Genomic DNA, 25,995 nt, shown 5'->3' on the forward strand with positions numbered 1-25,995 from the left:
CTCGCGGTTGTCCGCGCCAGCGTCGAACTCGGCAACGCTCGCGGCAAACTCAACCGCTCAGCGGAACGCCTCGTCGATGATCTCCTGCTGCTCGACGGCGTGCACCTTCGACGAGCCCGACGACGGCGCTGACATCGCGCGACGCGAAATCCGTTTGATGCCAACCAGTTTGTCGTCGAACAACTCCGGCAGCTCGAGACCGAACCGCGGCCACGCGCCCTGGTTGGCCGGCTCCTCCTGCACCCAGAAGTACTGGTCGACGTTCGGGTAGCGATCCAGCGTCTCCTGGAGGCGGTGGAACGGCAGCGGAGCGAGCTGCTCGATGCGCACGATCGCGACGTCGTCCCGGTTGTCCTTGGCCTTGCGGGCGGCGAGCTCGTAGTAGATCTTGCCGCTGGTCAACAGGATTCGCGTCGCCTTATTGCGGTCGCCGATGCCCTCGTCGTAGGTCGGCTCCTCGAGCACCGAATGGAACCTGTCCTCGGTGAAGGCCCGGATGTCGCTGACCGCGGCCTTGTTGCGCAGCATCGACTTCGGGGTGAACACGATCAGCGGACGCTGCACCCCGTCGAGGGCGTGCCGGCGCAGCAGGTGGAAATAGTTGGCCGGAGTCGACGGCACCGCAATCGTCATCGATCCCTCGGCCCACAGCTGTAGGAAGCGCTCGATACGGCCCGAGGTGTGGTCGGGCCCCTGGCCTTCGTGGCCGTGCGGCAGCAGCAGCACCACGCTGGACAGCTGGCCCCACTTGGCCTCACCCGAGCTGATGAATTCGTCGATGATCGACTGGGCGCCGTTGACGAAGTCGCCGAACTGCCCCTCCCACAACACCAATGCGTCCGGGTTGCCGACGGTATAGCCGTACTCGAAACCCACTGCGGCGTACTCCGACAGCGGTGAGTCGAACACCATGAACTTGCCGCCGGTCGGGTTGCCGTCCTTGTCGATGGTCAGCAGCTGCAGCGGGGTGAACTCCTCGCCGGTCTGACGGTCGATGATCACCGAATGCCGTTGGGAGAAGGTGCCGCGGCGGGTGTCCTGCCCGGACAACCGCACCAGCTTGCCCTCGGCCACCAGCGTGCCCAGCGCCAGCAGTTCGCCGAAGGCCCAGTCGATCTTGCCTTCGTAGGCCATTTCGCGGCGCTTCTCCAGCACCGGGGTCACGCGCGGGTGGGCGGCGAATTCCTCTGGCAGCGCCAGGAATGCGTCGCCGATGCGCGCCAGCAATGCCTTGTCGACCGCGGTGTCCAGACCGGCCGCGAGCATCTGGTTGGACTCCACCGACATGCTGGCCTGCACGCCGTGCTTCTCCAGTTCGCGGACGTCGTTGAAGACCCGCTCGAGTTGGCCCTGGTAGTCGCGCAGCGCGTCCTCGGCCTCTTTCATCGAGATGTCGCCACGGCCGATCAGCGCTTCGGTGTAGGTCTTGCGGACACCGCGTTTGACGTCGACGACGTCGTACATGTACGGGTTCGTCATCGACGGGTCGTCGCCCTCATTGTGCCCGCGGCGGCGGTAGCACAGCATGTCGATGATGACGTCCTTCTTGAACTTCTGCCGGAAGTCGACGGCCAGCTTGGCCACCCAGACGCAGGCCTCCGGGTCGTCGCCGTTGACGTGAAAGATCGGCGCGCCAATCATTTTCGCGACATCGGTGCAGTACTCGCTGGACCGCGAGTACTCCGGCGCGGTGGTGAAGCCGATCTGGTTGTTGACGATGATGTGAATCGTGCCGCCGACCCGGTAACCGGGCAGCTTCGCCAGGTTCAGGGTCTCGGCGACCACGCCCTGACCGGCGAAGGCGGCGTCGCCGTGCAGCATCATCGGCACCACGGAGTTGCCGCGTTCGCCCTCGCCCTTGTCGAGCAGATCCTGCTTGGCGCGGACCAGGCCCTCCAGCACCGGGTCGACGGCCTCCAAGTGCGACGGGTTCGCCGTCAGCGACACCTGAATGTCGTTCTCGCCGAACATCTGGATGTACACGCCGGTTGCGCCGAGGTGGTACTTGACGTCGCCGGAGCCGTGCGCCTGGGCGGGGTTGAGGTTGCCTTCGAACTCGCTGAAGATCTGCGAGTAGGGCTTGCCGACGATGTTGGCCAGCACGTTCAGCCGGCCGCGGTGCGGCATGCCGATGACGACCTCGTCGAGGCCGTGCTCGGCGCACTGGTCGATCGCCGCGTCCATCAGCGGGATGGTGCTCTCGGCGCCCTCGAGTGAGAACCGTTTCTGCCCAACATATTTGGTCTGCAGAAACGTCTCGAAGGCCTCGGCGGCGTTCAGCTTGCTCAGAATGTACTTCTGCTGCGCCACAGTGGGTTTGACATGCTTGGTCTCGACGCGTTCTTCCAGCCAACGCTGCTGTTCGGGGTCGAGGATGTGGGTGTACTCGACGCCGATGTGCCGGCAGTAGGCGTCGCGCAGCAGGCCCAGGATGTCGCGCAGCTTCTTGTTCTCCGAGCCGCCGAAGCCGTTGACCTTGAACACCCGGTCGAGGTCCCACAGGGTCAGGCCGTGGGTCACCACCTCGAGGTCGGGGTGGCTGCGGAACCTCGTGTTGTCCAGGCGAAGTGGGTCGATGTCGGCCATCAGATGCCCGCGGTTGCGGTAGGCCGCGATCAACTCCATCACGCGGGCGTTCTTGTCGACGATCGTGTCGGGGTTGTCGGTGCTCCACCGGATCGGCAGGTACGGCACACCCATCTCGCGGAACAGCTCGTCCCAGAAGCCGTCGGCGAGCAGCAGTTCGTGAATGGTGCGCAGGAAGTCGCCCGACTCCGCGCCCTGGATGATGCGGTGGTCGTAGGTCGACGTCAGGGTGATCAGCTTGCCGATCCCCAACTCCGCGATCCGCTCGGCGCTGGCGCCCTGGAACTCGGCGGGGTATTCCATCGCGCCCACGCCGATGATCGCGCCCTGACCGGCCATCAGTCGCGGCACCGAGTGCACGGTGCCGATGGTGCCGGGGTTGGTCAGCGAAATCGTCACGCCGGCAAAGTCTTCGGCGGTCAGCTTGCCGTCGCGGGCCCGCCGGACGATGTCCTCGTAGGCCGCGACGAACTGACCGAAACTCATCGCCTCACACCGCTTGATGCCGGCGACCACCAGCGATCGCTTGCCGTCCTTGCCCTGCAGGTCGATGGCCAGACCCAAGTTGATGTGGGCGGGGGTCACCGCGTTCGGCTTGCCGTCGATCTCGGCGTAGTGCCGGTTCAGATTCGGGAAGCTCTTGAGCGCCTGCACCAGGGCATAACCCAGGATGTGGGTGAATGACACCTTGCCGCCGCGGGTGCGTTTCAGCTGGTTGTTGATCACCACGCGGTTGTCGATCATCAGCTTGGCCGGGATGGCCCGAACGCTGGTCGCCGTCGGGAGCTCCAGCGACTGCGACATGTTCTTCACGACCGCTGCGGCCGCTCCCCGCAGTATCTGATTCTCGTCGCCTTCGGCGGGCGGCGGACCGGACGGCTTGGCGACCGGCTTCGGGGCTTCGGCGGCCGGCGGGGTGGCCGGTTTCGGGGCGGTGGCTGCGCCGTTGCCGGACGCGGCGGGAACGGACCCTGCCTGCGGGGGAGTGACCGCGGGTGGGGGAGCTGCGGCAGGCGGCGGCGGCGGCTTGACCGGCTTCACTTCGGCGGGCGCATCGCCGCTCGGGTCGGGGTTGTAGTCGACCAGGAAGTCGTGCCAGCTCGCATCGACCGAGGACGGGTCGTCACGGAATTTGCGGTACATCTCCTCGACCAACCACTCGTTCTGGCCGAATGGTGAACTCGTACTGCTCACAGCAGCTGCTCGCCTCGATTCCTCTGTCCGGAAAGCGCTCTCCCACGCTTGTCATTGGCCCCATAAAGGCTAACCCTTCAGCGGCGATCCGCCATGTGAGTTCGATCAGCGCCCAGCTCAGCGCGCGTCGGACGCCGACGGCAGCAGGTGCAGGGTGACCGGCCACTTCGCCGGTGGCGTTCCGAAGGCCTGGCGCGCGTTCTGGACGATCGTCCTACCCGCCAGCCGGTTGCCCACGGCGCCGATGCCGGCGCCGATCCCGACCGGCAGGACCTTGCCGAAGAGCAGCGCGCTGCGACGCAAGGTGAACCGCCGGACCGCCCGCTTGAGCAGACGCGAGTTCAGCTGCGACAGAGCCGGCATCGGGAGTGATGCCATCCCCTCCGACAGCCACGCCCCGCTGGTGCGGCCGCCGCCGATCAGTTCGGACATGGCGTGCTTGCTGTCGTCGCCGACCAACACCGAGAGCACCAGCGTGCGTCGTCGTTCCCGGTCGTCGGTCGAGATTCCGTACACCGACGCGACCGCCAGCGCGTAAAACGCCGTTGCCTCCAGGAACACCGCCGTCTCACCGGCGGACGCCGACAGCGCCGCCAGCGTGCCCAGCCCCGGCAGCACCGCCGCCGAACCGACGGCCGCGCCAGTGGCGGTCACGGCGGTGACGTAACGCTTCTCCAGCTTCGCGACGACCGCAGCCGGGCTGGCGTCGGGGTCGGCACGGCGTAGCCGCTCCACATAGGCGGCCGCGGCAGGTCCCTGGATGCGGGAACTGCGCTCGATGATGCTGGCCAGCGCCCGCGCCGACCTCTTGGGCTTGCCGTCGGTGGTTGCGGGCAGCGACTCGGCCGATGACCGTTTCCGTCGGACGCGCATGGATGCCTCCGGGTCGTGGTGGACCCGGTTCGTCCCCGGGCCGCTGTGCAGCCCGCGTCGTCACCCGGCGGCAGAAGTGCATTCCCCGGGGTCCTTCGCGGGCCGTGACGTTATCTCAGGCTAGCGCCGGCATCAGACGACGTGGGGCCACCCGTCCCTTCATATAGCCCGTTAGGAATAATCCGCAGCAGACAGGTGTGAGGACAACCGCGGATTCGCTCCGGTCGAAGAGATCGACCTGGACGATCCGCCGAACACAACGGACAGCCGATGGCCTACCAACTCACGGCACTGGGTATCTCGGTGCTGGCGCTGCTCCGCGGGCGCCCGATGCACGGCTACGAGATGGTCCAGACGCTGGTCGAGCGGCATGCGGACCGCATTGTGAAGGTTCGCCCCGGGTCGCTGTATCACGTGGTTGACCGTCTCACCGACGAAAAGCTGATCCGCCGTGCGGGTACGGCACGGGACGGCAAACGGCCCGAGCGGGCCATTTACGAGATCACCGACGCCGGTGCCGAAGCGCTGGCCGATCGGGTCGGTGAACTCATCGCGGTGCCGGCGCACGAGTTTCCCCAGTTCGCGGTTGCCCTCGCGGAGATCGATACCCTGGACGACGACGCCGCGGCGAATGCGGTGGAAGACCGTGTCGGGGCGCTGGAGTCCCGCGCCGCCGAAATCATGGCGCTGCGGGACGCCGGCATCACCCCCGCCGGATATCTGGTGGCATTCGACTACCTGCTGGCAACCACGCGGGCCGAACTGGCTTGGCTGCGAGGATTCGCCGACTCGATGCGATCCGGTCGGTCGCGGCCACGAACGGACGGGGTGCGGATATGACCACGGCGACTGCGGGTCGGCGGCCGGGTGGTGAACCGGCGTGGAACCATGCCGACGAGGTGAAGCCGTGGAACGCGCTGTGGGCCATGATGGTCGGCTTCTTCATGATCCTGCTGGACTCGACGATCGTCGCGGTCGCCAACCCCAGCATCATGGTCAAGCTCGGCACCGGCTACGACACCGTCATCTGGGTGACCAGTGCCTACCTGCTGGCCTACGCCGTCCCGCTGCTGGTGGCCGGTCGGCTCGGGGACCGGTTCGGTCCGAAGAACCTGTACCTGATCGGTTTGACAGTCTTCACCGCCGCATCGCTGTGGTGCGGACTGTCCGGCACCATCGGGATGCTCATCACCGCGCGGGTGGCCCAGGGCATCGGCGCCGCGGTGATGAGCCCGCAGACGCTGTCGCTGATCACCCGGATCTTCCCGCAGCAGGGCCGCGGGGTGGCGATGAGCGTGTGGGGCGCCACCGCCGGAGTGGCCACGCTGGTCGGGCCGCTGGCCGGCGGCGTGCTGGTGGACGCGATGGGCTGGGCGTGGATCTTCTTCGTCAACGTGCCGATCGGCCTCATCGGGCTGGGGTTGGCCTACTGGTTGGTGCCGGAACTGCCCACCCAGAAGCACCGCTTCGACCTGATCGGGGTGGCCCTGTCCGGGGTGGGGATGTTCCTGATCGTGTTCTCCCTGCAGGAGGGCCAGTCCCACCACTGGGCGCCGTGGATCTGGGCGGTGCTGGTCGCCGGGATCGGGTTCATGACAGCGTTCGTCTACTGGCAGTCGATCAGCCACTACGAGCCGCTGATCCCGCTGGAGATCTTCCGCTTCCGCGACTTCGGCCTGTGCAATGCCGCGGCGGTGGTCATCGCGTTCGCGGCCACCGGGATGATCCTGCCGCTGATGTTCTACGCCCAGGCGGTGTGCGGATTGTCGCCCACCCGAGCGGCGTTGTTGACCGCGCCGATGGCGATCACCAGCGGCATGCTGGCACCGGTCGGCGGGAAGCTGGTCGACCTGGTCCACCCACGCCCGGTGGTCGGATTCGGGTTCTCCTGTCTGGCAATCGGTCTCACCTGGCTGTCGATCGTGATGAGGCCGACCACCCCGATCTGGGAATTGGTGCTGCCGTTCTTCGTCCTGGGTATGGCGATGGCTTTCATCTGGGCGCCGATCACCGCGACGGCGACCCGCAATCTGCCGCCGCAGTTCGCCGGCGCCAGCTCGGGGGTGTTCAACGCGACCCGTCAGGTGGGCGCCGTGCTGGGCAGCGCGGGGATGGCGTCGTTCATGACGTCGCGCATCACCGCCGAGCTGGGGCCGATGTCCGACGGCGGATCAGGCCCGCCGGCCGGCGGCGGCCTGGAGCTGCCGGAGTTCCTGCACGTGCCGTTCGCCGCCGCGATGTCGCAGTCGATGCTGCTGCCGGCGTTCGTCGCATTGTTCGGGATCGGTGCGGCGATCTTCCTGGTCGGATCCGACGGGGAGACGTGGGACGGCGAAGCGCCGGCCGACGAAACCGTGACGGGCGGTCCGGGCGCGCCGACTCGTCGGGTTCGGGTACGGCCCAGCACTCCGGAAGGCTTCGCCAGCGGTTTCGACGGCTACCGGGAGGGCTTCGACGATGACGACGACTACGTCGAGTACACGCTGACCCCGCCGCGGCCCGCGGTGCCGCGACCGGCCGAGCGTCCCGCTCCGCCGCAGGCCCGGGGGCGCGCCGTCGAGCCGCTCACCGAGCCGCTGGCCACCCATCGGGAGCCGCCCCGGGCGGCGCCGGTCGAGAGCTGGCACAGCGCGCCGGTCGAGTCGTGGCACAGTCTGCTCGACGACACGACCGCGACCACCGAGATCGAGGCGATCAGGGATGCCCCCAGCGGTGCTCGCTACGAGGACGACCAGCGCTTCGGTCCGGTCGAGGAATTCCCGCCGCTGGAGCGTCGCGCCGTCGAGCCCCGGGAGCCGTTTTTCGACGACATCATCGACACCTACGGCGGGGCGCCTTCTCCGAGTGACGGGCGCAACGGCCAGCACCGTCCACCGCCCAGCCGGCGACCCCGCCCCGATCCCGACCAGGGCCCGCGACGGCGCTAGGCAGCACCGTCGGGTGTCGTCAGCGCCAGGAAGGCGCCGAGTTCCACCAGGCCACTCGGCGCGGTGGGCAGATACTCGGTGAGCGCGGCCGCGCGCACGACGACCGCGGTGTACTGCGCTCGGCTGATCGCGACATTGAGCCGATTTCGGTTGAGCAGGAACGGGATTCCGCGCGGGATGTCGTCCACGGACGACGCGGTCATCGAGACGATCGCCACCGGCGCTTCGGCGCCCTGGAACTTGTCGACGGTCCCGACCCGCACATCGCCGAGCCCTGCGTCGGCCAGGTGCCGACGCAGCAACACCACCTGAGCGTTGTACGGCGCCAGGACCAGCACGTCGGTGGGCGTCAGGGGGCGGGTGCCGCGCTCGGTAGTCCACGCCCGGCCGACCAGGGTCTGAATCAGGTCGACGATGGCGTCGGCTTCCTCGGGACTCTCGGTCGAGTTGCCCTCATGATCAACGCGGAGCACCTGTAGCCCCGGCAGGTGTCCGTCGAGCCGGCGTGCCGCGGTGACCTCGGTGAACGGCTGCAACCGGCCCTCGTAGGCCAGTGCCGAGACCGGGGCGCACACCGCGGGATGCATGCGACGCGAACGGTCCAGGAAGTAGCCGCGTTCGGCGGGCAGGGTGCGGTGTTGTTCGACCAGCCAGCCCAGCGCGGAGCCGTCGACCGGTTCAGGGTGCGTGCCTTGGCTGACCTGCGGCAGCTGCTGTGGGTCGCCGAGCAGCAGCAGGTTGGCGGCCGCGGCGGCCACCGCGATGGTGTTGGCGAGACAGAACTGGCCGGCCTCGTCGATGACCAGTAGGTCCAGACTGCCCGGCGGAACACGGCCCGGGTTGGCGAAGTCCCACGCCGTCCCGCCGATCACGCATCCCCCCGATCCGCCTGTGCCGCTGATGAATCCGGCATACTCGCTGTCGTTGATCTGCTGCCAGTCGACGTCGCCGCGGTCGGCCTTCTTCTTGGCGACCCGCGCCGGGTCGATGCCGGCGTCGATGGTGCCCTGCAGCAGGTTCTCCACCACGGCGTGTGACTGCGCGACCACGCCGATGCGCCAGCCGGATTCGGCGACGAGCCGGGCGATCACGTGCGCGGCTGTGTAGGTCTTGCCGGTGCCCGGCGGCCCGTGCACCGCGAGGTAGGACGAGTCGAGGTCGGCTACGGCGGCGGCGATGTCGTCGATGGCGTTGCCGCGTCGCGGAAGGCCGGCGCCGCTGCGCGTCCGGGGCGGGCGGCGCAGCAGGATGTCCATCGCCGCGGTCCGGGGGAGCTGTGGCAGTGCCGCGGCGACGTCGACCGCGGCGCGTTCGATGGCCTCGCGCAGCGGCTTCTTGCCAATCGGCGCGCCTGGAGTGAGCGCGAACGGGAGGTCGTGAAAGGTGCTGCCGTCAGGGGGAGTTCGCTCGCAGATGATGACCTCGGTCGGCACGCTCGGATCGTTGACCTCGACCACCTCGGCCCGGCCGGTCGCGCGTCGATCGGGATCGTCGGTCAGGCCGGACGGCGCCGGTGGGTCGTAGAGGGCGTAGACGTCCGCACCGAGAACCCCACGGGCCAGCTCGCCGGTCAACTGCACCCGTCGCTGCAATTTCTGCGCGCGCGGTGGCTTGTGCCAGTCGACCGCAACCTTCGCCTGGTCGACGATGAAAACGTCTGCCTCGTCCGACCATTCGTCGACCGGATAGTTCAGCCGATTGAAGTGTGCCCACCAGAATGGCTTGTCCTCGCGGCGGTGATAGCCGCGTGCGGCCGCGACCAGGGCGACCACCGTCTGCTCGGCGGTCCGGTCGGGACTCGCCGCAACCCCGGAGAACCGCTCGAGCGTCGCCGCGAGATCGTCCGCTTCGTCGACGGAGCCGCCCTCGGCAACCGGTTGCGCCCCAAGCGGAGTCACGCCGCTCTCGAAGGCGCGCAGCAACAGCCAATCGCGCAGCTCGCGGGTCGATTGGCAGTCGTACCGGTTGTACTCTTCGATCCGCCGGAGCGCGGCTGACGCGGCGTCGAGCTCACCGTTGACGCGCAACTCGCTGTATCGCGCGTACTGGGTGATCGAGTCGGTCGCCGTCGTGACATCACCTGACCGTGACTGCGAACCCATGTACAGCGGCTCCAGCGCTTTCAGGCTCAAAGATTCGGAGCCGGTCCGAATGCTCTTGCGCACAATCGGATACAGGTCGACCAGCGTGCCGCTGCGCAGCAGGTCGTCGACCTCGTCCTCGCCGACGCCGTGGCGCCCGGCCAACCGCAGCAGCGCCGTCTTCTCGTAGGCGGCGTAGTGGTAGATGTGCATGTTCGGATATCGCTTGCGCCGCTTGGCCACCAGCGCGAGAAAGTCGATCAGAGCTTGCCGCTCGTCGGGCCGGTCGTGTGCCCACAGCGGGTGGAACTTTCCTGCCTTTCCGCCCTCGAGGACGCCGAACAGATACTCCAGGCCCCAGTCGACGCCGTCGGCGGTCCACAGCGGGTCGCCCTCGAAGTCGAAGAACAGGTCACCCTCGTTCGGGTTGGGCAGCAGGGTCAGCGGTTGCGGGTCGGCCACCTCGAATTGCGGTGTGCCGCTCTCGCGTTGGCGGACCTGCAGGCCGGCCTGGGCGATCATGGCGGCCAGCGAGCGATTGGACACGTTGGCCACCGGGCCGTCGTGAGCTGCCAACTCGGCGACCGTCGTGATGCCGGCCTCGAGCAACTTCGCGCGCTGGGTGACCCGCAGGCCCGCGACCAGCAACAGATCGTCGGCCGCGCGTACCTGCTCCTCGCAGGCCGGGCAGCGGAAGCAGGCCCGCACGCTCACGTCGTCCCAGCTCACCGGGGAGCCTTGGGCGAGGTGCTCGTCGAGAAGGCGCTGCAATCGTGCGCGCTGTTCGCGATACACCGGGATCAACTCGTCGACCTGGTAGGTGACCACGGAGCCGTTGCCGAGAATCAGTTCGGCTTCCGGGTGTACCGCAATTCCGGCCTGGCTCAACGTGTCTGCGTAGGCGGCGAGCTGAAGAAGCGCGGTGACTTTGGCGGATCGGGCCAGCTTGGTGTCGGAGACCTGGTACATCCCGTCGCGGCGCACCAGGAAGTCGGCGAACCCGACGAAGCGCCCGTCGAACATCGCGGCCTGGTAGACGACGGCGGCGCCGCGCTCGATGGCCCGCCGGGTCTGGTCGGCCGCCGCGGTGACGTTGTCGACGGTGAACGGCACCGGCCGGCCGATGACCGCGACCTCGCTGTGCTCGTCGCGAAGCTGATCGAGGCGGCGTTGCTCATGCTCGTCACCGAGAGTCGCGGTGCGATCGAGTAAGTCATCGGTGACCGTGACGCGTTGACCCCGACCGAGTTTCGCGTCGAACTCCCGCAGCAGGGCGTATTCACAGCGCGCGGCTGATGCGAGATCCGACGCACTGTAGATGACGCTGTCGCGTGCCATGAACACAGCAGCCACTGTAGGCGGCGATACCGACAAATCAGCCGGCGTTGGCGATCAATTCCACCCCGTTGCCGTTCCAGCGGAACTTCACCACGCTGGGCAGGCCGATGCCACCGGAATAGCTCAGCGCGACCGTGTCACCGGTGCACTGCGAGTTGTCGAGGCCGTTGAAGCCGTAGGTGTCCGGCACGCCCTGCGGTGGAATCAACTTGCCCAGGTGGAACAGCACGGCTCTGGTGTTGGGGCTCTCGGCGTTGGTGTTGGCCTTCACGATGACCGCGGACAGCTGCGCGCACTGGTTGAAGTTTCCGGCCAGCGGCTCGGGGCTCCACGGCTGCTGGCTGCGCGGGTCGTGCGGCAATTCGGACACCCCGCGGGCGATGGCGGGATCGGCGAGGTTCACCGCACACGGATCGACGGGTCCGGCGCTGTTCGGGGGAGCGGCGGTCGCCGACGAGGGCGCCGGCGCCACCGTCGAGTGGGGTGTCGTGGCGGCATGGGTGGTGGGCTCCGGAGTCTTGGCGACGGTCGAATCCCCTGATCCGCACCCACTCAGGGTTACGGCGAGCAGTGCGGCAGCGGCCGGCCCGGTCAGGTAGCCCAGGCCGCCCGAACTGCACAGTCGTGTCCACACAACGCCGCACGGTACCTCGACCTGCCCGGTCGACGCGGCAGGCGTGGCCGAGCGACGGCAGAACACGCCGTAAACTTTTTCCCGACATGGACGCCCCGCATGATGACACCGTGACCTTCGCCGACCTGCAGATTCACCCCTCGGTGCTGCAGGCGCTCTCTGACGTCGGCTACGAGTCGCCGTCAGCCATCCAGGCAGCGACGATTCCGGCCCTGATGAACGGCTCGGACGTGGTCGGGCTGGCGCAGACCGGCACCGGCAAGACGGCGGCGTTCGCGGTCCCGATCCTGTCGAAGATCGACACCGCCAGCAAGGTCACCCAGGCGCTGGTTTTGGCGCCGACACGCGAGTTGGCGCTGCAGGTGGCCGAGGCCTTCAGCCGGTACGGCACGCACCTGCCGCAGATCAACGTGCTGCCGATCTACGGCGGGGCGTCGTACACGACACAGCTGGCCGGGCTGAAGCGCGGCGCGCAGGTGGTGGTCGGCACGCCGGGCCGGGTGATCGACCACCTCGAGCGCGGGACGCTGGACCTGTCCCGGGTGGACTACCTGGTGCTCGACGAGGCCGACGAGATGCTCACGATGGGCTTCGCCGAAGAAGTCGAACGGATCCTGGCCGAGACGCCGGAATACAAACAGGTGGCGCTGTTCTCCGCGACGATGCCCCCGGCGATCCGCAAACTCAGCAACAAGTATCTGCACGACCCGATCGAGGTCAAGGTGGCGGCGAAAACCGCCACGGCGGAGAACATTTCGCAGCGCTACATCCAGGTGGCCGGGCCGCGCAAGATGGACGCGCTGACCCGGGTCCTCGAGGTCGAGCCGTTCGAGGCGATGATCGTCTTCGTCCGCACCAAGCAGGCCACCGAGGAGGTCGCCGAAAAGTTGCGTGCGCGTGGGTTTTCCGCGTCGGCGATCAACGGTGACATCCCGCAGGCCGTGCGCGAGCGGACGATTGCCGCGCTGAAAGAGGGCGGCGCCAAAGGTATCGACATCCTGGTCGCCACCGACGTCGCGGCCCGCGGGCTGGACGTCGAGCGGATCTCGCACGTGGTGAACTACGACATTCCGCACGACAATGAGTCCTATGTGCACCGGATCGGGCGTACGGGTCGGGCGGGCCGGTCGGGATCGGCGCTGTTGTTCGTGTCTCCACGGGAACGTCATCTGCTCAAGTCGATCGAGAAGACGACCCGCCAGAAGCTCACCGAAGTCCAACTGCCCAGCGTCGACGACGTCAACGCTCAGCGGGTGGCCAAGTTCGCCGACTCGATCACCGACAGTCTCAGCTCGCCTGGCATCGAGCTGTTCCGCCGTCTGGTCGCGGATTACGAACGCGAGCACGATGTTCCGATGGCCGACATCGCGGCGGCGCTGGCCCTGCAGTCGCGAAACGGCGAAGCGTTCCTATTGGCGCCCGAGCCGCCGCCGGAACGCCGGTCGCGCGAACATGAGGACCGGCCGGCGCGCGCCCCCCGGGGCCCCGGCGAGGGGCCGAAGAAGGGTCTTGCCACCTATCGGATCGCGGTCGGCAAACGGCACAAGGTGGGGCCGGGCTCGATCGTCGGCGCCATTGCCAACGAAGGCGGCCTGCACCGAAGCGATTTCGGCCACATCACCATCAAGCCGGACTTCTCGCTGGTGGAACTGCCTGCCAAGCTGTCCCGCGAGACACTGAAAAAGCTGGAGAAGACCCGCATTTCGGGTGTGCTGATCAACCTGCAGCCCGATCGGGCTCCGGACAAGGGTCGCCGCGAGGCTCGCGGCGCCCCGCGGCGGGAACACAAGGGATGACCGATACCGACACCGCGGATCAGGGCGGACTCGAACAGGTCTCAGGACCGGATCGAATCGCGTCGCTGACCGGTGTCCGTGCCCTCGCCGCGACCCTGGTGGTGGGCACCCACGCGGCGTACGCGACCGGGAAGTACAGCCACGGTTACTTCGGTCTGTTGTGTTCTCGAATGGAGATGGGCGTCCCCATCTTCTTCGTACTGTCCGGCTATTTGCTGTTCCGGCCGTGGGTCAAGGCGGCGGTGACGGGGGCGCCGGATCCCTCGGTCGCCCGCTACGCCAGGCACCGGGTGCGTCGCATCATGCCGGCCCACGTCGTGACGGTGTTGGTCGCCTTTGTCATCTACCACTTCCGGCACGCCATGCCGAACAACGGGCACAGCTGGTTTGGATTGCTGCGCAACCTCACGCTGACCCAGATCTACACGTTCAACTACATGCGGGCCTACATCCATCAAGGTCTCACCCAGTTGTGGAGCCTGGCGGTGGAAGTTTCGTTCTACGTAGCCCTTCCGCTGTTGGCTTACCTGCTGATGGTGGTGCTGTGCCGACGGCAGTGGCGGCCGAAGCTGTTGCTGGGGGGCATCGCCGCACTGGCACTGATCTCGCCGGGTTGGCTGGTCGGCACACACCTGTTGACGTCGGTGTTCAGCGGGACCCGCCTGTGGCTGCCCACCTACCTGATCTGGTTTCTGGCCGGCATGGCGCTGACGGTGCTCGAGGCGATGGGTGTGCGCGTATACGGATTTGTCGTGTTGCCGCTGGCCGTTATCTGCTACCTCATCGCGTCGACGCCCCTGGCGGGCGATCCAACCACCTCGCCGCTCGGATTGTCGCAGGCGATCTGGAAAGCGATCTTGTATGCGGTGATCTCAGCGCTGACGGTGGCACCGTTGGCGCTGGGCAACCGCGGGTTTTACGCTCGACTGCTGGCAAGCCGGCCGGTGGTGTGGTTGGGCGAGATCTCCTATGAAATATTTCTCATCCATTTGATAGTCATGGATTTCGCCATGGTCTACGTCATGCGCGACCACGTCTACACCGGATCGATGGTGGGGCTGTTCTTCGTGACCATGCTGGTCACCATTCCGCTGGCCTGGCTGCTGCACCGATTCACCCGCGTGCGCGACTGACCTTGTCCGCGGGTACCACGACCGGGGCCACGAATTCGGTCAGCATCGCCCGCTCGTCGTCCTCGTCGCGGCCGGGAAAAATCAGCAGTGACGTGATCGCGCGGACCAGCCATCGTCCGCGGCCGGCGACGTTGGCCGGATGGTCGTCGCCCAGCGAGGTGACGAATGCGTTGGCCAGCGCGGTAATCACGTCGGACTGCTCGGCCATTTCGGCGCCCAGTGGGCCCGACGTGGTGGCGAACCAGGCTGACAGCGCAGGGCTTTGGCGAACCAGCCGAAGCGTGGTGATGATGCCGACGACAAGTCGCTCCTGCGGATCGCTGATGTCGTCGACGTCAATCGACTCGGCGAGTCGATGGGTTTCGCGGGCCACGTAGGCGCTGCGCAGTGCTTCGCGGTTCTCGAAGTAGCGGTACAGCGTCGCGCGGGAACAGCCTGCGGCTTTGGCGATTTCGTTCATACCCACCGAGCCCGGGTCCTGGCGGGTGAACAGATCCTCGGCGGCATCGAGGATGCGGTCGGCCGCGACTTCACCGCGGCGCTCGGCGAGCCAGTCGCTGGCCGACATCTAGGGCGTGACCCGGAACGGTACCGACAATGGGCGTCGCACGTAGCTGCCGCCAGCCCAGACGATGCCGTCCTCGTCGACCTCGAAATCGGGGCAGCGGAAGAGCAACTCGGTCAGTGCGACTCGTGACTGCATCCGGGCGGCGGCGGCCCCGAGGCAGTGATGCGCGCCATGGCTGAAGGTCAGCAGATTGCGCGGGTGCCGCTCGACGTCGAGTTCGCCTGCGTTCGGGCCGAATTGACGTTCATCGCGGTTGCCGGAGCCGTAGACCAGCAGCACGCGCCGACCCGCCGGGATGGTGGTGTCTTCGATCGTCACATCGCGGGTCACCGTGCGGGCCAGCGCCTGCGCCGGCGCGGTCAGCCGCAGGAATTCGTCGACCGAGCCCGGGACCAGGTCCGGGTTGTCGGCCAGCAGACGCCGCTGATCGGGTCGCTGATGCAGCAGCTGCACGGCCCCGCCCAACATGCCGGTGGTGGTGTCGTTTCCGCCGGTGATCATCGTGAAGACGAACGCGAGGATGGACAGCGTGCCGGCGATGTCACCATCAGCGCCGACACCAGCGGCGACGAGATGCGAAACGGTGTCGTCCTCGGGTGTGACCCGCCGGCGTTCGATCAGCTCGCCGAAGTAGGCCATCATCGATCCGACCGCTTCACCCACGCTCTCCAGCGCGGCCGCGATACCACCTTCGGCGGTGTTGGCCGCGACGATGGCTTCGGTCCAACCGTCGAATTGGCCACGGTCTTCCGCCGGAACGCCGAGGTAATGCGCCACCACCATCGACGGCAGGGGCTTGAACAGTTCGGTGACGATATCGCCTCCGCCGTCGGCGATCAGCCGGCCGAGGCGTTCGACGACGAAGTCGCGGACCTTGGGCTCGACCGCCTCCACCTGTCGCGGGGTGAACCCGCGGGCGACCAGTTTGCGAAACTCGGTGTGCACCGGCGGATCCTGCATCACCATCGGCGGGTTGTCCTGCAGCCCAATCATTTCCAGGTCGCCGTAATTGATCGTCAGGCCTTGCGCCGAGGAGAACGTCTCGTGGTCCTTTGCCGCCGCCCAGATGTCCGCGTGCCGGGACAGCACGTAGTAGTCGTCCTCGGGCTTGTGCGGCGGCACCACGTGGTGCACCGGGTCGTGGTCGCGGAGCGCCCGGTACATCGGCCAGGGCTCCGCCCACGTCGCAGCGGTGGCCAGCTGAAACCGAGGCGAGTGAGACAAAGTCGTCGTCATGTCTTATTGCTACGACAGATAAAGTGATATGTCAACAGCCGCTGCTGCCGTCACCGTCCCGCTGGGTGCTGGTGTCGAAGGATCTCCAGATGACAACCGATGGCGCGCAACGAAATTCGCTCTGCCACCGGAATTGCGCTGTTACCCGGACTCGGCCTGCCGGGTCAAGTCGCCCATGGTGACGATGCCGCGCAATACCTGCGCAGTGAGTGTGGCCTGATCGGCAGCGAGGTGTTCGGACAGGTTGGCGTTCAGTGCCAACGTCGCGAGGCCGTGCGACGCTGACCATCCCGCCAAGACCAGGCCTTCGACGCCCTCGTCGGTGGCAGCTCCGGGGCGATGCGCCTCGAGGCTGGCCCTGGCGCTGCCGTACATCACGTCGAAGGCGGCAGCCTTGGCGGCAACCAGATCCGGGTCGTCCCTGCGGTAGAGGTTGGGGCGGAACATCACCTCGAAGTAGCCGCGGTGCGTGAGCGCGAAGGCAACGTAGTTTTCGCCGCCTCGAACAAAGCCGTCGGGGCCCTGCGCGCCGGCACCGATCATCTGGGCGGCGAGGCGAAATCCCTCGGTGGCCACCGCGGTGAAAATGCCCGCCTTGTCGCCGAACTTGTAGGCCAACGCGGCATGCGACACCCCGGCACGACGCGCGATGCGACGCATGCTCACCGAGGCAACCCCCACGGTTTCCACTTCTTCGACAGCACCGTCGATACCTGCGCGACCGAGTTGCCCGTGGTGGTAGCGCTTCGCGGGTCCTCCGGTCACAGCGACTCAGTCTACTCCCGATCTAACCATTGATAAGTTCTCCGCCGTGACGCAGAATGGTCGACAGTAGATATCTATCCACCGGTAAGAATGCAGGCCAGGGGACTCTGATGGGCAATGAATACGCGATCACCACGACGGACGGACGGAACTCAGCCCTGCTCGCTCGGTGGGCCGGAATCCTCGGTGTGCTCATCCCAGCCGTCGCGATTCCGATCTATCCGATTTGGTTCTTCCCCTCGACCCAGACATCCGGCGCCGAGATCGCGCTCTGGGCTTCGGCCCACCGTGACCGTTTGGTCGTCACGCAACTGCTCTACACCTTGGGCGTCGGACTCTGGCTGGTCTTCGGCGCGGCGGTATGGACGCATCTTCGAAACCGACTGCCGACCGGGTCACCGCTCGCAGCTGGATTCGGCGTCGGTTTCGTTGGTCTCGTCACGTTGATCCTCGGCGGATTCACAGTTTTCGACGTCCAGATATACCGGCCTCGCAGCCCCGAACTGTCAACGCTTCTCTACGATCTCGCGTTCGCGATGTTGGCGATGTCCGGAATTCCTGCTGCCGTTGCGTTGGGTTGTTTCGCGACAGCGGTCTATCGCCACCACGTGATGCGAAGATCTACCGCACACATCGCGGTCGTCGCTGCGGTCGCGCACGCCTTGCTTCTCGTCGCGTTCATTGCCCCAACCGGTCCGCTGTCTCTTCAGGGTTTCCTTGTCATCTGGGGAATTCCGCTCCTGTTGTTCGCGTGGATTGGTCACACCGCCAGTGCGCTCACGGCCGGGACAACGGTAGAGAGCTGAGACGGGATTCGTCTACACAACCGGCGCAGGTTCGGGATGAAGACCAAGCCAGTTGACACGCAAAGCTTCTCGCGATCGCTGCCCTAGGTTCTGAGGCATTCGCATCCGAGGGTGTGATCACGGTGATGCGGGGTATCCACACCGGTATGAAAGATATGACGCAGCAGTTCATTGCTGCCCTCGACGACTTGCACCGACACCGCGACGTCGATGGCCTGGTAGCCCTCTTCGGAGACGAGGCGACGCTCGACAAAGCCGGGATGCCGCATGGTGAACAGGGGAAGGACGGCGCGAAAACTTTCTGGGAGCAGTACCGCGACGTGTTCGGCGTCATCGACGCATCGTTTCGACACCAGTTCGACAGTGACGAGATCGCCTTCTTGGAGTGGACGTCGAAGGGCACGCTGAGCAACGGCACCGCGATCAGCTACGACGGTGTCAGCGTCCTCGAGTCACACAGCGACACCATCGACGCGTTCCGCACCTACTACGACACAGCCGCGTTCCTGAAGGAGCAAGGCGCCATCAAGACTTGACCCATGCCAGCGCCCACCGACCTCGCACCCGCGTTTGACAACCGGTCGGTCGGGGGTTTGCTTGGCTCAGTTGAAAATGCAGCTGGCCTGGGGGCGCCGTCGAGAAATCTGTTGCGGCACAGAGGAACTTGTGACACTGCCCAGTTTCTGACCTGGCTCTCCTGGCATCGAATGCTTCCGCACATGTCAATCACTGCTTGTTACCGATCCCCGATCGCCGAACCAATGCGGAACTGTGTGACAGGTCCGAAATCACTGTGTCACAACGACCTTCGTTGGAGCAGGTCGTGAATGACGCAGTCACGGTCTCGGCCCGGGGTAGTCGAACCGTGACCGTGGTCAGCATCAGCGGTGAAGTCGACATCAGCAACCTCGACGACGTCTCCGCCTTCGTCACCCGCTCCGTTTTACTGGGCAACCCATTGCTGCTGGATCTCAGCGGCGTGACGTTCTTTGCGGTGCAGGGAATTTCCGTGCTGTTCGCCGCTCAAGACGCCTGCCGTCGAACCGGAATCCCGTGGGCCCTGGTCGCCGGCGACGTAGTCCAGCAGATGCTGCGATACAGCCAACAGAGAAGCGCTCTGCCCATCGCGCGCTCGATGCCCGCGGCGATGGCATACTTCGCCCACCTCGCGTACATGCCGACTGGTCCGCGAACGTCACCTCGGCATCACCCGCCGCCGCACCGGAACTCCACGACTCCGGTGGGCGTCCACCGCCGATGGGGTCCACGAATGTAGGGCTCGGGACTGGGTCAGGCGGGTGTGGCGCCTTTGATAAAGACTTCGACGGCCGCATCTGCGGCTTGTTCAGGTGTCAGTTGCCCGGTCACCGCGAGCACCAAAGCGCGGCCGACGAGTGCGTCATACATGGCGAAGAGCGCTCCATCGGGCAAATCGGCCCGCAACTCGTCGTTGCGTATGCCGCGTTCGATGGCCTCGCGCACCGGCGCGATGGCGCGTTCGTGCGGCGGGTGCTCGGAATGTGCGTCGTTCCGGCTGACCACCGCGGCGTACTTGGCTCCGGTGCGCAGGAAGACGTGAGTGATGCGGGCGATGGCCCGGTCAGCGGGGAGGGTGGCGAGATCGGCTGCGTCGAGGGCATTGAGCAGTTCGGTGACGCCGACATCCTGAACCCCGCGGATGAGCGACTCACGGGTAGGGAAGTGTCGGTACAGGGTGGCTCGTCCGACGCGGGCCTCCTCGGCGATGTCGCTCATCGCCGCGTCGGTTTTACGGCCTAGTACCCGTCCCGCGGCGTCGAGGATCGCACGTTTGGTGCGCTCGGTTGCGTCTTCGCGGGCCATGTTTCTCATCCTACGTCTCATAGTGAGACATTCCTGTCTCGACGCTGATAGTTGCGTCCAGCCGGACGTCGAGGCGCCGAGAACTATTTGGCTCATGATGAGACATTAATGTCTCATCATGATGTACGCTGATCTCGAAGGGCGAAAGCCGCGACGCAACGACGTCAATCTGTTGACTATGAGGAGAAGCAGTGACTACCCACGACGCACAGTTCGCCGGGAAGCGGGTTCTGGTTACCGGCGGAACCCGAGGCATGGGTGAGGCCATCACCCGGCGACTGGCCTTGGCAGGCGCCGCAGTGTTCGTCGCAGCCCGCGATGGTGCTCCAAAAGATCTGCCCGCGATGGCATTTCGCGTCGACCTGTCCACCGCCGAGGGAGTCTCCCAGCTGGCGGAGCAGGTTACCGACGCCGCCGGCGGCGTCGACGTGCTGATCAACGTCGCCGGCGCAGCCGGGGCACTGGCCACGGCACTGGCCACCTCCGACGACAACTGGCGCGACACCCTGGACCTCAACCTGCTGAGCGCCGTACGCCTGGACCGTGCGCTGGTCCCTGGCATGATCGCGCAAGGCTCGGGTGTCGTCGTGCATGTCTCCTCGGTCCTGAGCCGTCAACCCCGAACCGGCCAGGCCGCCTACGCCGCCGCCAAAGCCGCACTCAATGTCTACAGTCGCCAGCTCGCCACCGAAGTCGGCCCCGCCGGCGTGCGTGTCGTCTGCGTCGTGCCGGGCATGATCGACACCCCTGGATCATCGGCGTTCTTGCAGAAGATGGCCGACCAGCAAGGTATTGACGTCGCACAACTCCAAGCCGGCCTGGCCGACGAACTCGGCCCCTTAGGCCGGGCCGGGGCACCGGAGGACGTCGCCGAACTGGTTGCATTCCTGATCTCACCCAACGCCAGCTTTCTCACCGGCGCTCAGTTCCGCATCGACGGTGGACTCCTCACCGCCGTCTGACAGACACCCTGTTTACGATGCCCGGCCAGCCCGGGAGTCGAACCGGCCTCGCGCACTCATCGAAAATCCATATGTCGTGCCGGGCGGTGCCTCATCAGCCGGTTGAGCAGGGACGGTGCCTACCGGACGTGCAGCGGAGGGGGCGCTGGCCGACCGCGCACGGCAACTTCCACCATGCCGTCCAGCGGCGCGGTCATTAGGCTCGGGGCTACTCCCGCCGAAGGTGAATCTGACACGCATGCAACCGATTAACGACCACACCGGCCCACGGCTGCCCGCCCGCGGGATCGTGCTCGGTGCGAGCACAGTGTTGGCGCTGACGGCGGGATTCGTCAACGCCGTCGCGTTGCTCATCTTCGCGCTGCCGGTCGGTAATCTCACCGCGGTCACCACCCAGCTCGGAATGAAGACCGCCAACCCCTGGCTCTACGAAGGGCACGTGCTGTTGGCGGTGCTGACCGGATTCTTTCTCGGCGCCCTGGCGGCCGGTGTGGTCTTACCCGCGGAGCCGATCATGGCGGGGATCCGACCAGCGGCGGTCCTGGTGGGCGAGGCTGTCCTGCTGCTCCTGGCCACGGCCGCGGTAGAGGACACGTTCGTCCGGGACATCCTCGACGGCACAGGTGTTGAGACCCAAGCGGTTCAGGCTCTCTTCGCAGCCTCGGCGCTGGGCCTGCAGAACGGACTGACATCGAGCTTCCGCGAAATGGCGGTACGCACCACCCACTTCACCGGAACAGTGACCGACCTGGGCCTGATGATCGGACGCAGCCGCGTCAAGAAGATCGATCCGTGGAAAGCCTGGACGTTAGGACTGACGCTGCTGCTGTTCTTGGTAGGCGGCGCGGCCGGACTGGTGGCCGGAGCCCGGTGGGGCGGTTACGCATTGGTGGCTCCGGCCCTGTTATGTGTCACCGTGGCCGCCGGTAGCGCTATGTGGGTTGACGTGGGCCGCGCGGTTGCTGGGCTCGGCACGCGCCGGGAGTCCGTGCAGGCTTAGTGCGGCGTCGCGCCCGGCGACTGAACAGCGGGATCAGCGTGCGGCTCGACGCGGGACCGCCGCGACGACTCTTTGCCAGCTTGCGGCGATGATGCACACGTCGCCGATCCGCGCGATTGCCGCCGCTTCACAGTGCCCGCAGTCGCACTCGCTCGGATGCGTGAGCAATTCGTCGATGACCCGCCGTGCGAGCGTCTTGGTCACGGGTTCGCCGGCGGACTGGGCGACATTGAAGCAGTCGATTGCGATCAGGTTGTCGGCGTCGGCCATCCGCATGCTTGCCAGTGTGCGGGGGGGATGCGGCCCGCGCCAGCAGCGACACCTACCAAACTGCTGGCAGCTGCTGTGCGGCCGCTTCCAGCGTGCACGCCGTCACCCTCGCGCTCGATGACGCCGCCGTGTTCGCGGCGTGCTTTCCGCACCGCTGACCCACCCGCCGCCGCCCGCCGAAGTTTGCGTAATCGGACTCGTGCGGTTTCGCTTAAAATTTGCCCATGGCGCAGACGCCGGGTTTTCGGGTAAAGGTGCTGGCTAATGGGCTGCATCAGCTCGCCCGGGCGTGCGAGAAGCTCAGCGGAGAGCTGGCCGCGGAGGCCGCGCCGCCGTCGATGTCGGTATCGGGGTGGCAGTCGAGCGCGAAGACGGCGCGGGTACTGGCCGAGCGCGTGGGCCAAGACGTATCGGCGGTCGCGACGCACATCGAGAAGCGGGCGGCGTGGTTCAACGCCGCCGGTACGGCGATCACGAACCACGAAGCCCGCAGCGCCGACCGCATACGTCGGGTCGGGCGCTGATGGCCGCGACAACGGGATTTCCGACGCTGTCGCAGCTGCGGGCGTCCGACTACTCCTACTTCGGCCAGTTGGGGGGTTACCTGCACAAGATTTCACCGAAGGTGCAGGGCGCCGTCGATCAGTTCGCCAAGGACGTGCAGCACCCCGGTGGCGCCGAGTGGGAAGGCAGAGCCGCCGACGCGGCCATCGCGGCCGCCGGTTCCGACGTGTCGAGGGTGCGTCCCTTCACCTGGAGTTGGGACGACGTGGCGGGTTCGACCCAACGTTGGCAGGGTGAACTGGAAGCCGGGACCCGCAGCGCACTGGACGCGGTTCACGACGCCGAGAGCGACGGCTTCGAAGTCGGCGAGGACTACACGGTCCGCGATACCTACGAGGCCGAAACCGAAGAGGAATACGAAGAGCGACTCGAGCAGGCCGAGGCGCATGCCGGTTTGATCGGTCACCGCGTGACGATGCTCGTCGGCAACGAACACCGCATCAACGGTGAGCTGCGGGCGATGTCGGCTGGATGGGGGATGCTGGATTTCAAAGAAAGTCCGGGCGCCGGCGGGCTGGGCGACGATCCCGGCGAGCACGATCCCACCATCGTCGGACCGGGAACCGACCCGACCCAAGAGAACCAGACCGGCTCGCCCTACGACCTGGGCGTGACGATTCCGGGGACGGGCATCGTGATCACCGGCGACCCCGAGACCGGCCACCCGCAGCTGCACATCCCGGGGACACAGTGGAACGGCGACAACCCGTTTCCGGTTCCCGACGGTCAACGACCGTTGCCCACCGGCACCGCGGTCGGACCCGACGGCCGGCAGTATGCGTTCTACAGCGTCAAGCCCTACGGTCCGGGGACCGACCCGAGTGCCTTCATCGCACCGGAGTCGCACGTGCAAGACCTTGCCGACCCGACCCGCGATCTCGGGCCGCTGCAGGGAACGATGCTCAATTCCGGTCAACGGGTGGGTATTTCGCAAGCCAGCGGTGTCTATGACCCGAAGACCAACCGGATGGTCATCGTCGGCAACATCGGGGCCGACGGACAGCGCGCGTTGTGGCAGTCCGATCCGATCAAACCCGGTGACGCGCCGAACGCATGGATGAACAACATGCATCAGACCGGCACCTTCACCAACGTCGGCGCCGGCGACCGGGAAAACCAGATCGTGGGTCTGCCCCAAGGCGGTTATCTGCTCACCAGCGCCAGCAACGGGCAGCCGGTGGTCGGCCTGACCGCCGCCACCCCGGACGGTCTGCTCGGCGCCGCACCTCAATCCCTCACTCCCGCATCGATTCCCAGCGGCCCGGGCATGCAAGCAGGCGTACCGTACGGACCGACCGTCACCAAGATCGACGTCCTGCCCAACGGGCAGGAACAAGTCACGCTGCGGACCAGTACCTGGCCGGCCCCGGAAGGCTGGCCGACCGGACCCGGTGCCCCGCCGGTGCCCTACCATCCCCGCACCTACACCTCGACATTCGACATCAACCCTTGACCAGGAGAACGCGATGAACACCGCCGCAGTGAGCCCGATGCGTATGTTGACCGCCGCCGTCGTCGGCGCGGCGCTGAGCCTGCTGGGCTGCGGGCAGCGCGCGGCCGCCCTGCCGCCCGGGTTCCCCGACCTCGACAGCTTCGCGCCGGTTGCGGTCGACGACTACATCGCGACTGGACCCAAAGGCCCGGGACGATTCGTGGCCTTCTCGACCCCCTACAACATCCAGTGCGGGTTCACCGCCACCGTCGATCCGTTACCGGCCGGCAAGTCCCAAGCCGTCCATTGCGAGGGCGACATTCCGGGCGTCGCGTCAGGTCCGTCGATCACCGAATCGTGCGCGTCGGGCGTCGTCAATTCCATGGGCGCGGCGGGCTTTCGGGTCGAACGACAGCTCAGCGGCTGTCCCGTCGGTTCGTTCAACGCCGGCGCACCGCTGGGCGTCGGGCAGAAGCTGACGTACCAAAATGTCACGTGCGCAGTCGGAGGCGACGGTTTGGTCGCCTGCCTGGACAGCAGCCTCGGACAACACGGCTTCGCGCTCCAACCGTCGGGAAACGTGACGTTCTAGACGCCGACACCGGGATTCAGCAGACCCTGCGGGTCGAGCGCGTCCTTGATGCGGCGATTGAGCGCCATCGCCTCCGGGCCGAGGTAGCCGTCCAGCCATGGTCGCTTGAGCCGGCCGACGCCGTGCTCGCCGGTGATCGTGCCGCCCAGATCCAGCGCGAGGTCCATGATCTCGCCGTAGGCCAACTGGGCGCGCTCGGTCATCGCGACGTCGTCGGGGTCGTAGACGATCAGCGGGTGGGTGTTGCCGTCGCCCGCGTGTGCGATCACCGCGATCAACAGGTCACGCTGCTCAGCGATGCGGGCGATCCCGCCGACCAGATCGGCCAGTGCGGGCACCGGCACGCCGACGTCCTCGAGAAGCAGCGGTCCCTTGTCCTCGACAGCCGGGATGGCGAACCGTCGGGCGGCGATGAACGCCTCGCTCTCGGCGGGGTCGTCGGTCGAAAACACTTCTGTCGCGCCGTATTCGGCGAAAGTCGCAGCCATGAGTTCGGCGTCTTCACTGCCCGCGCTGCCGCGTTCGTCGGATGCGGCGACCAGCATGGCGGCGGCGGTGCGGTCCAAGCCCATCCGCAGTTTGTCCTCGACGGCGTTGATGCTGGCCGCGTCCATGAATTCCAGCATCGCCGGGCGCAACCGTGACGTGACCCCGAGTACGGCGTTCGCGGCGGCTTCGACCGACGCGAAATAGGCCACCACCGTCGCCAACGGCTGCTGGGCCGGCACCAGTCGCAGCGTCACCTCGGTGATCACACCGAGCGCACCCTCGCTGCCGACGAACAGCTTGGTCAGGCTCAGTCCGGCAACGTCTTTCAGGCGCGGGCCGCCGAGTCGGACGGCGGTCCCGTCGGCCAGCACCACCTGCACACCGAGTACGTAGTCGGTGGTCACGCCGTACTTGACGCAGCACAATCCGCCGGCGTTGGTCGCGATGTTGCCGCCGATACTGCAGATCTCCCACGAGGACGGGTCCGGCGGGTACCACAGGCCGTACTCCGCGACGGTCTTCTTGACCTCGGCATTGAGCAGTCCGGGCTGACAGACCGCGGTGCGGGTGACCGGGTCGACCACGATGTCGCGCATCTTCTCGGTCGACAGCACGATGCCGCCGTCGATCGCGGTGGCGCCACCGGACAGGCCGGTGCCCATCCCGCGGGTCACCACCGGGACCTGGTGGGCGGTGGCCCAGCGCAGCACGGTCTGCACTTCTTCGGTGCGCAGCGTCCGCACGACAGCCAGGGGTTTTCCCGCCGTCGGGTCTAGGGCACGGTCCTGCCGGTAACCCTCGGTGATCGCGGGATCGGTGACGACCATTCCCTCGGGCAGCTCGGCGATCAGGCCGGCCAGCGCATCTGCGGCCATGGGGGCGATCCTACGGACACCCGTCGCGACGC

The 25,995-nt window shown here is 66.8% G+C and carries 22 protein-coding genes; 12 read left to right on the top strand and 10 right to left on the bottom strand.

What is annotated here, in order from left to right:
* Positions 1-57: 57 nt before the first annotated feature.
* On the bottom strand, positions 58-3,780 hold the full coding sequence (locus ACZYW1_RS17980; protein ID WP_463787533.1) for a multifunctional oxoglutarate decarboxylase/oxoglutarate dehydrogenase thiamine pyrophosphate-binding subunit/dihydrolipoyllysine-residue succinyltransferase subunit: 3,723 nt from the start codon (positions 3,778-3,780) through the stop codon (positions 58-60).
* A 117-nt stretch (positions 3,781-3,897) separates the two neighbouring features.
* On the bottom strand, positions 3,898-4,653 hold the full coding sequence (locus ACZYW1_RS17985; RefSeq protein ID WP_463787534.1) for a hypothetical protein: 756 nt from the start codon (positions 4,651-4,653) through the stop codon (positions 3,898-3,900).
* A 270-nt stretch (positions 4,654-4,923) separates the two neighbouring features.
* Between ACZYW1_RS17985 and ACZYW1_RS17990 the strand changes: the two genes are divergently transcribed.
* Together ACZYW1_RS17990 and ACZYW1_RS17995 are read left to right on the top strand one after the other, a co-directional pair.
* Complete coding sequence (locus tag ACZYW1_RS17990; RefSeq protein WP_463787535.1) at positions 4,924-5,493, top strand: PadR family transcriptional regulator; 570 nt, start codon at positions 4,924-4,926, stop codon at positions 5,491-5,493.
* Complete coding sequence (locus ACZYW1_RS17995) at positions 5,490-7,580, top strand: MFS transporter (RefSeq protein ID WP_463787536.1); 2,091 nt, start codon at positions 5,490-5,492, stop codon at positions 7,578-7,580. The genes ACZYW1_RS17990 and ACZYW1_RS17995 overlap by 4 nt, the downstream gene beginning before the upstream one ends.
* On the opposite strand, the gene ACZYW1_RS18000 is transcribed toward ACZYW1_RS17995, so the two are convergent.
* On the bottom strand, positions 7,577-11,005 hold the full coding sequence (locus ACZYW1_RS18000; protein WP_463787537.1) for a TM0106 family RecB-like putative nuclease: 3,429 nt from the start codon (positions 11,003-11,005) through the stop codon (positions 7,577-7,579). The two genes, ACZYW1_RS17995 and ACZYW1_RS18000, sit on opposite strands and share 4 nt — an antisense overlap.
* 31 nt (positions 11,006-11,036) lie before the next feature.
* Positions 11,037-11,621, bottom strand: coding sequence for an LppP/LprE family lipoprotein (locus tag ACZYW1_RS18005; RefSeq protein WP_463787886.1), 585 nt, complete (start codon positions 11,619-11,621; stop codon positions 11,037-11,039).
* A gap of 98 nt (positions 11,622-11,719) precedes the next feature.
* Between ACZYW1_RS18005 and ACZYW1_RS18010 the strand changes: the two genes are divergently transcribed.
* A complete protein-coding gene (locus ACZYW1_RS18010) occupies positions 11,720-13,429 on the top strand; it encodes a DEAD/DEAH box helicase (protein WP_463787538.1) in 1,710 nt (569 codons plus the stop codon).
* Positions 13,426-14,562 (top strand): acyltransferase family protein, encoded by a 1,137-nt coding sequence (locus tag ACZYW1_RS18015; protein ID WP_463787539.1) that lies wholly within the window; start codon positions 13,426-13,428, stop codon positions 14,560-14,562. Before ACZYW1_RS18010 ends, ACZYW1_RS18015 begins: the two co-directional genes overlap by 4 nt.
* Here ACZYW1_RS18015 and ACZYW1_RS18020 read toward each other — a convergent pair.
* The 3 genes from ACZYW1_RS18020 to ACZYW1_RS18030 all read right to left on the bottom strand — a co-directional run bounded on the left by ACZYW1_RS18020 (position 14,543) and on the right by ACZYW1_RS18030 (position 17,131).
* A complete protein-coding gene (locus ACZYW1_RS18020) occupies positions 14,543-15,130 on the bottom strand; it encodes a TetR/AcrR family transcriptional regulator (protein WP_463787540.1) in 588 nt (195 codons plus the stop codon). The two genes, ACZYW1_RS18015 and ACZYW1_RS18020, sit on opposite strands and share 20 nt — an antisense overlap.
* Positions 15,131-16,366, bottom strand: a complete 1,236-nt coding sequence (locus ACZYW1_RS18025) for a cytochrome P450 (RefSeq protein ID WP_463787541.1) — start codon at positions 16,364-16,366, stop codon at positions 15,131-15,133.
* 141 nt (positions 16,367-16,507) lie between these two features.
* Positions 16,508-17,131, bottom strand: a complete 624-nt coding sequence (locus tag ACZYW1_RS18030; RefSeq protein WP_463787542.1) for a TetR/AcrR family transcriptional regulator — start codon at positions 17,129-17,131, stop codon at positions 16,508-16,510.
* A gap of 110 nt (positions 17,132-17,241) precedes the next feature.
* Between ACZYW1_RS18030 and ACZYW1_RS18035 the strand changes: the two genes are divergently transcribed.
* The 3 genes from ACZYW1_RS18035 to ACZYW1_RS18045 all read left to right on the top strand — a co-directional run bounded on the left by ACZYW1_RS18035 (position 17,242) and on the right by ACZYW1_RS18045 (position 19,213).
* Positions 17,242-17,937: a hypothetical protein gene (locus ACZYW1_RS18035; protein ID WP_463787543.1), complete on the top strand. Its 696-nt coding sequence runs from the start codon at positions 17,242-17,244 to the stop codon at positions 17,935-17,937.
* Positions 17,938-18,083: 146 nt separating this feature from the next.
* Positions 18,084-18,473, top strand: a complete 390-nt coding sequence (locus ACZYW1_RS18040) for a nuclear transport factor 2 family protein (RefSeq protein WP_463787544.1) — start codon at positions 18,084-18,086, stop codon at positions 18,471-18,473.
* Positions 18,474-18,760: 287 nt separating this feature from the next.
* Positions 18,761-19,213, top strand: a complete 453-nt coding sequence (locus ACZYW1_RS18045; RefSeq protein WP_463787545.1) for an STAS domain-containing protein — start codon at positions 18,761-18,763, stop codon at positions 19,211-19,213.
* Positions 19,214-19,227: 14 nt separating this feature from the next.
* Here ACZYW1_RS18045 and ACZYW1_RS18050 read toward each other — a convergent pair whose 3' ends face one another.
* The gene (locus ACZYW1_RS18050) at positions 19,228-19,779 is read right to left on the bottom strand and encodes a TetR/AcrR family transcriptional regulator (protein WP_463787546.1); all 552 of its coding nucleotides are present in this window, start codon (positions 19,777-19,779) and stop codon (positions 19,228-19,230) included.
* A gap of 191 nt (positions 19,780-19,970) precedes the next feature.
* Between ACZYW1_RS18050 and ACZYW1_RS18055 the strand changes: the two genes are divergently transcribed.
* Both ACZYW1_RS18055 and ACZYW1_RS18060 read left to right on the top strand, forming a co-directional pair.
* Entirely contained in the window at positions 19,971-20,741 is a 771-nt protein-coding gene (locus ACZYW1_RS18055) for an oxidoreductase (protein WP_463787547.1), read from the top strand.
* A 238-nt stretch (positions 20,742-20,979) separates the two neighbouring features.
* Entirely contained in the window at positions 20,980-21,741 is a 762-nt protein-coding gene (locus ACZYW1_RS18060) for a DUF1275 family protein (RefSeq protein WP_463787548.1), read from the top strand.
* Positions 21,742-21,774: 33 nt separating this feature from the next.
* On the opposite strand, the gene ACZYW1_RS18065 is transcribed toward ACZYW1_RS18060, so the two are convergent.
* On the bottom strand, positions 21,775-22,011 hold the full coding sequence (locus ACZYW1_RS18065; RefSeq protein WP_463787549.1) for a hypothetical protein: 237 nt from the start codon (positions 22,009-22,011) through the stop codon (positions 21,775-21,777).
* 224 nt (positions 22,012-22,235) lie between these two features.
* Here ACZYW1_RS18065 and ACZYW1_RS18070 point away from each other — a divergent pair, with 224 nt between their 5' ends.
* Genes ACZYW1_RS18070 through ACZYW1_RS18080 form a run of 3 tightly spaced genes read left to right on the top strand, consistent with a single transcriptional unit; the run spans position 22,236 to position 24,599 of the window.
* Positions 22,236-22,535: a hypothetical protein gene (locus ACZYW1_RS18070; RefSeq protein WP_463787550.1), complete on the top strand. Its 300-nt coding sequence runs from the start codon at positions 22,236-22,238 to the stop codon at positions 22,533-22,535.
* Entirely contained in the window at positions 22,535-24,028 is a 1,494-nt protein-coding gene (locus ACZYW1_RS18075; RefSeq protein WP_463787551.1) for a hypothetical protein, read from the top strand. The genes ACZYW1_RS18070 and ACZYW1_RS18075 overlap by 1 nt, the downstream gene beginning before the upstream one ends.
* Positions 24,029-24,041: 13 nt before the next feature.
* Positions 24,042-24,599: a hypothetical protein gene (locus ACZYW1_RS18080; RefSeq protein ID WP_463787553.1), complete on the top strand. Its 558-nt coding sequence runs from the start codon at positions 24,042-24,044 to the stop codon at positions 24,597-24,599.
* Here the strand turns inward: ACZYW1_RS18080 and ACZYW1_RS18085 are convergent.
* Complete coding sequence (locus ACZYW1_RS18085; RefSeq protein ID WP_463787554.1) at positions 24,596-25,963, bottom strand: FAD-binding oxidoreductase; 1,368 nt, start codon at positions 25,961-25,963, stop codon at positions 24,596-24,598. The two genes, ACZYW1_RS18080 and ACZYW1_RS18085, sit on opposite strands and share 4 nt — an antisense overlap.
* Positions 25,964-25,995 lie beyond the last annotated feature (32 nt).

It is taken from the genome of Mycobacterium sp. IDUB_36 (assembly GCF_055419225.1).

What these genes read in the sequence shown, in the direction of transcription:
- ACZYW1_RS18085 (WP_463787554.1), bottom strand. Translation starts at nt 25,963, where the DNA reads ATGGCCGCAGATGCGCTGGCCGGCCTGATCGCCGAGCTGCCCGAGGGA.
- ACZYW1_RS18050 (WP_463787546.1), bottom strand. Translation starts at nt 19,779, where the DNA reads ATGGCCCGCGAAGACGCAACCGAGCGCACCAAACGTGCGATCCTCGAC.
- ACZYW1_RS18080 (WP_463787553.1), top strand. Translation starts at nt 24,042, where the DNA reads ATGAACACCGCCGCAGTGAGCCCGATGCGTATGTTGACCGCCGCCGTC.
- ACZYW1_RS18060 (WP_463787548.1), top strand. Translation starts at nt 20,980, where the DNA reads ATGCAACCGATTAACGACCACACCGGCCCACGGCTGCCCGCCCGCGGG.
- ACZYW1_RS18065 (WP_463787549.1), bottom strand. Translation starts at nt 22,011, where the DNA reads ATGGCCGACGCCGACAACCTGATCGCAATCGACTGCTTCAATGTCGCC.
- ACZYW1_RS18015 (WP_463787539.1), top strand. Translation starts at nt 13,426, where the DNA reads ATGACCGATACCGACACCGCGGATCAGGGCGGACTCGAACAGGTCTCA.
- ACZYW1_RS18010 (WP_463787538.1), top strand. Translation starts at nt 11,720, where the DNA reads ATGGACGCCCCGCATGATGACACCGTGACCTTCGCCGACCTGCAGATT.
- ACZYW1_RS17985 (WP_463787534.1), bottom strand. Translation starts at nt 4,653, where the DNA reads ATGCGCGTCCGACGGAAACGGTCATCGGCCGAGTCGCTGCCCGCAACC.
- ACZYW1_RS18020 (WP_463787540.1), bottom strand. Translation starts at nt 15,130, where the DNA reads ATGTCGGCCAGCGACTGGCTCGCCGAGCGCCGCGGTGAAGTCGCGGCC.
- ACZYW1_RS17990 (WP_463787535.1), top strand. Translation starts at nt 4,924, where the DNA reads ATGGCCTACCAACTCACGGCACTGGGTATCTCGGTGCTGGCGCTGCTC.
- ACZYW1_RS17995 (WP_463787536.1), top strand. Translation starts at nt 5,490, where the DNA reads ATGACCACGGCGACTGCGGGTCGGCGGCCGGGTGGTGAACCGGCGTGG.
- ACZYW1_RS18075 (WP_463787551.1), top strand. Translation starts at nt 22,535, where the DNA reads ATGGCCGCGACAACGGGATTTCCGACGCTGTCGCAGCTGCGGGCGTCC.
- ACZYW1_RS18035 (WP_463787543.1), top strand. Translation starts at nt 17,242, where the DNA reads ATGGGCAATGAATACGCGATCACCACGACGGACGGACGGAACTCAGCC.
- ACZYW1_RS18070 (WP_463787550.1), top strand. Translation starts at nt 22,236, where the DNA reads ATGGCGCAGACGCCGGGTTTTCGGGTAAAGGTGCTGGCTAATGGGCTG.
- ACZYW1_RS18040 (WP_463787544.1), top strand. Translation starts at nt 18,084, where the DNA reads ATGAAAGATATGACGCAGCAGTTCATTGCTGCCCTCGACGACTTGCAC.
- ACZYW1_RS18025 (WP_463787541.1), bottom strand. Translation starts at nt 16,366, where the DNA reads ATGACGACGACTTTGTCTCACTCGCCTCGGTTTCAGCTGGCCACCGCT.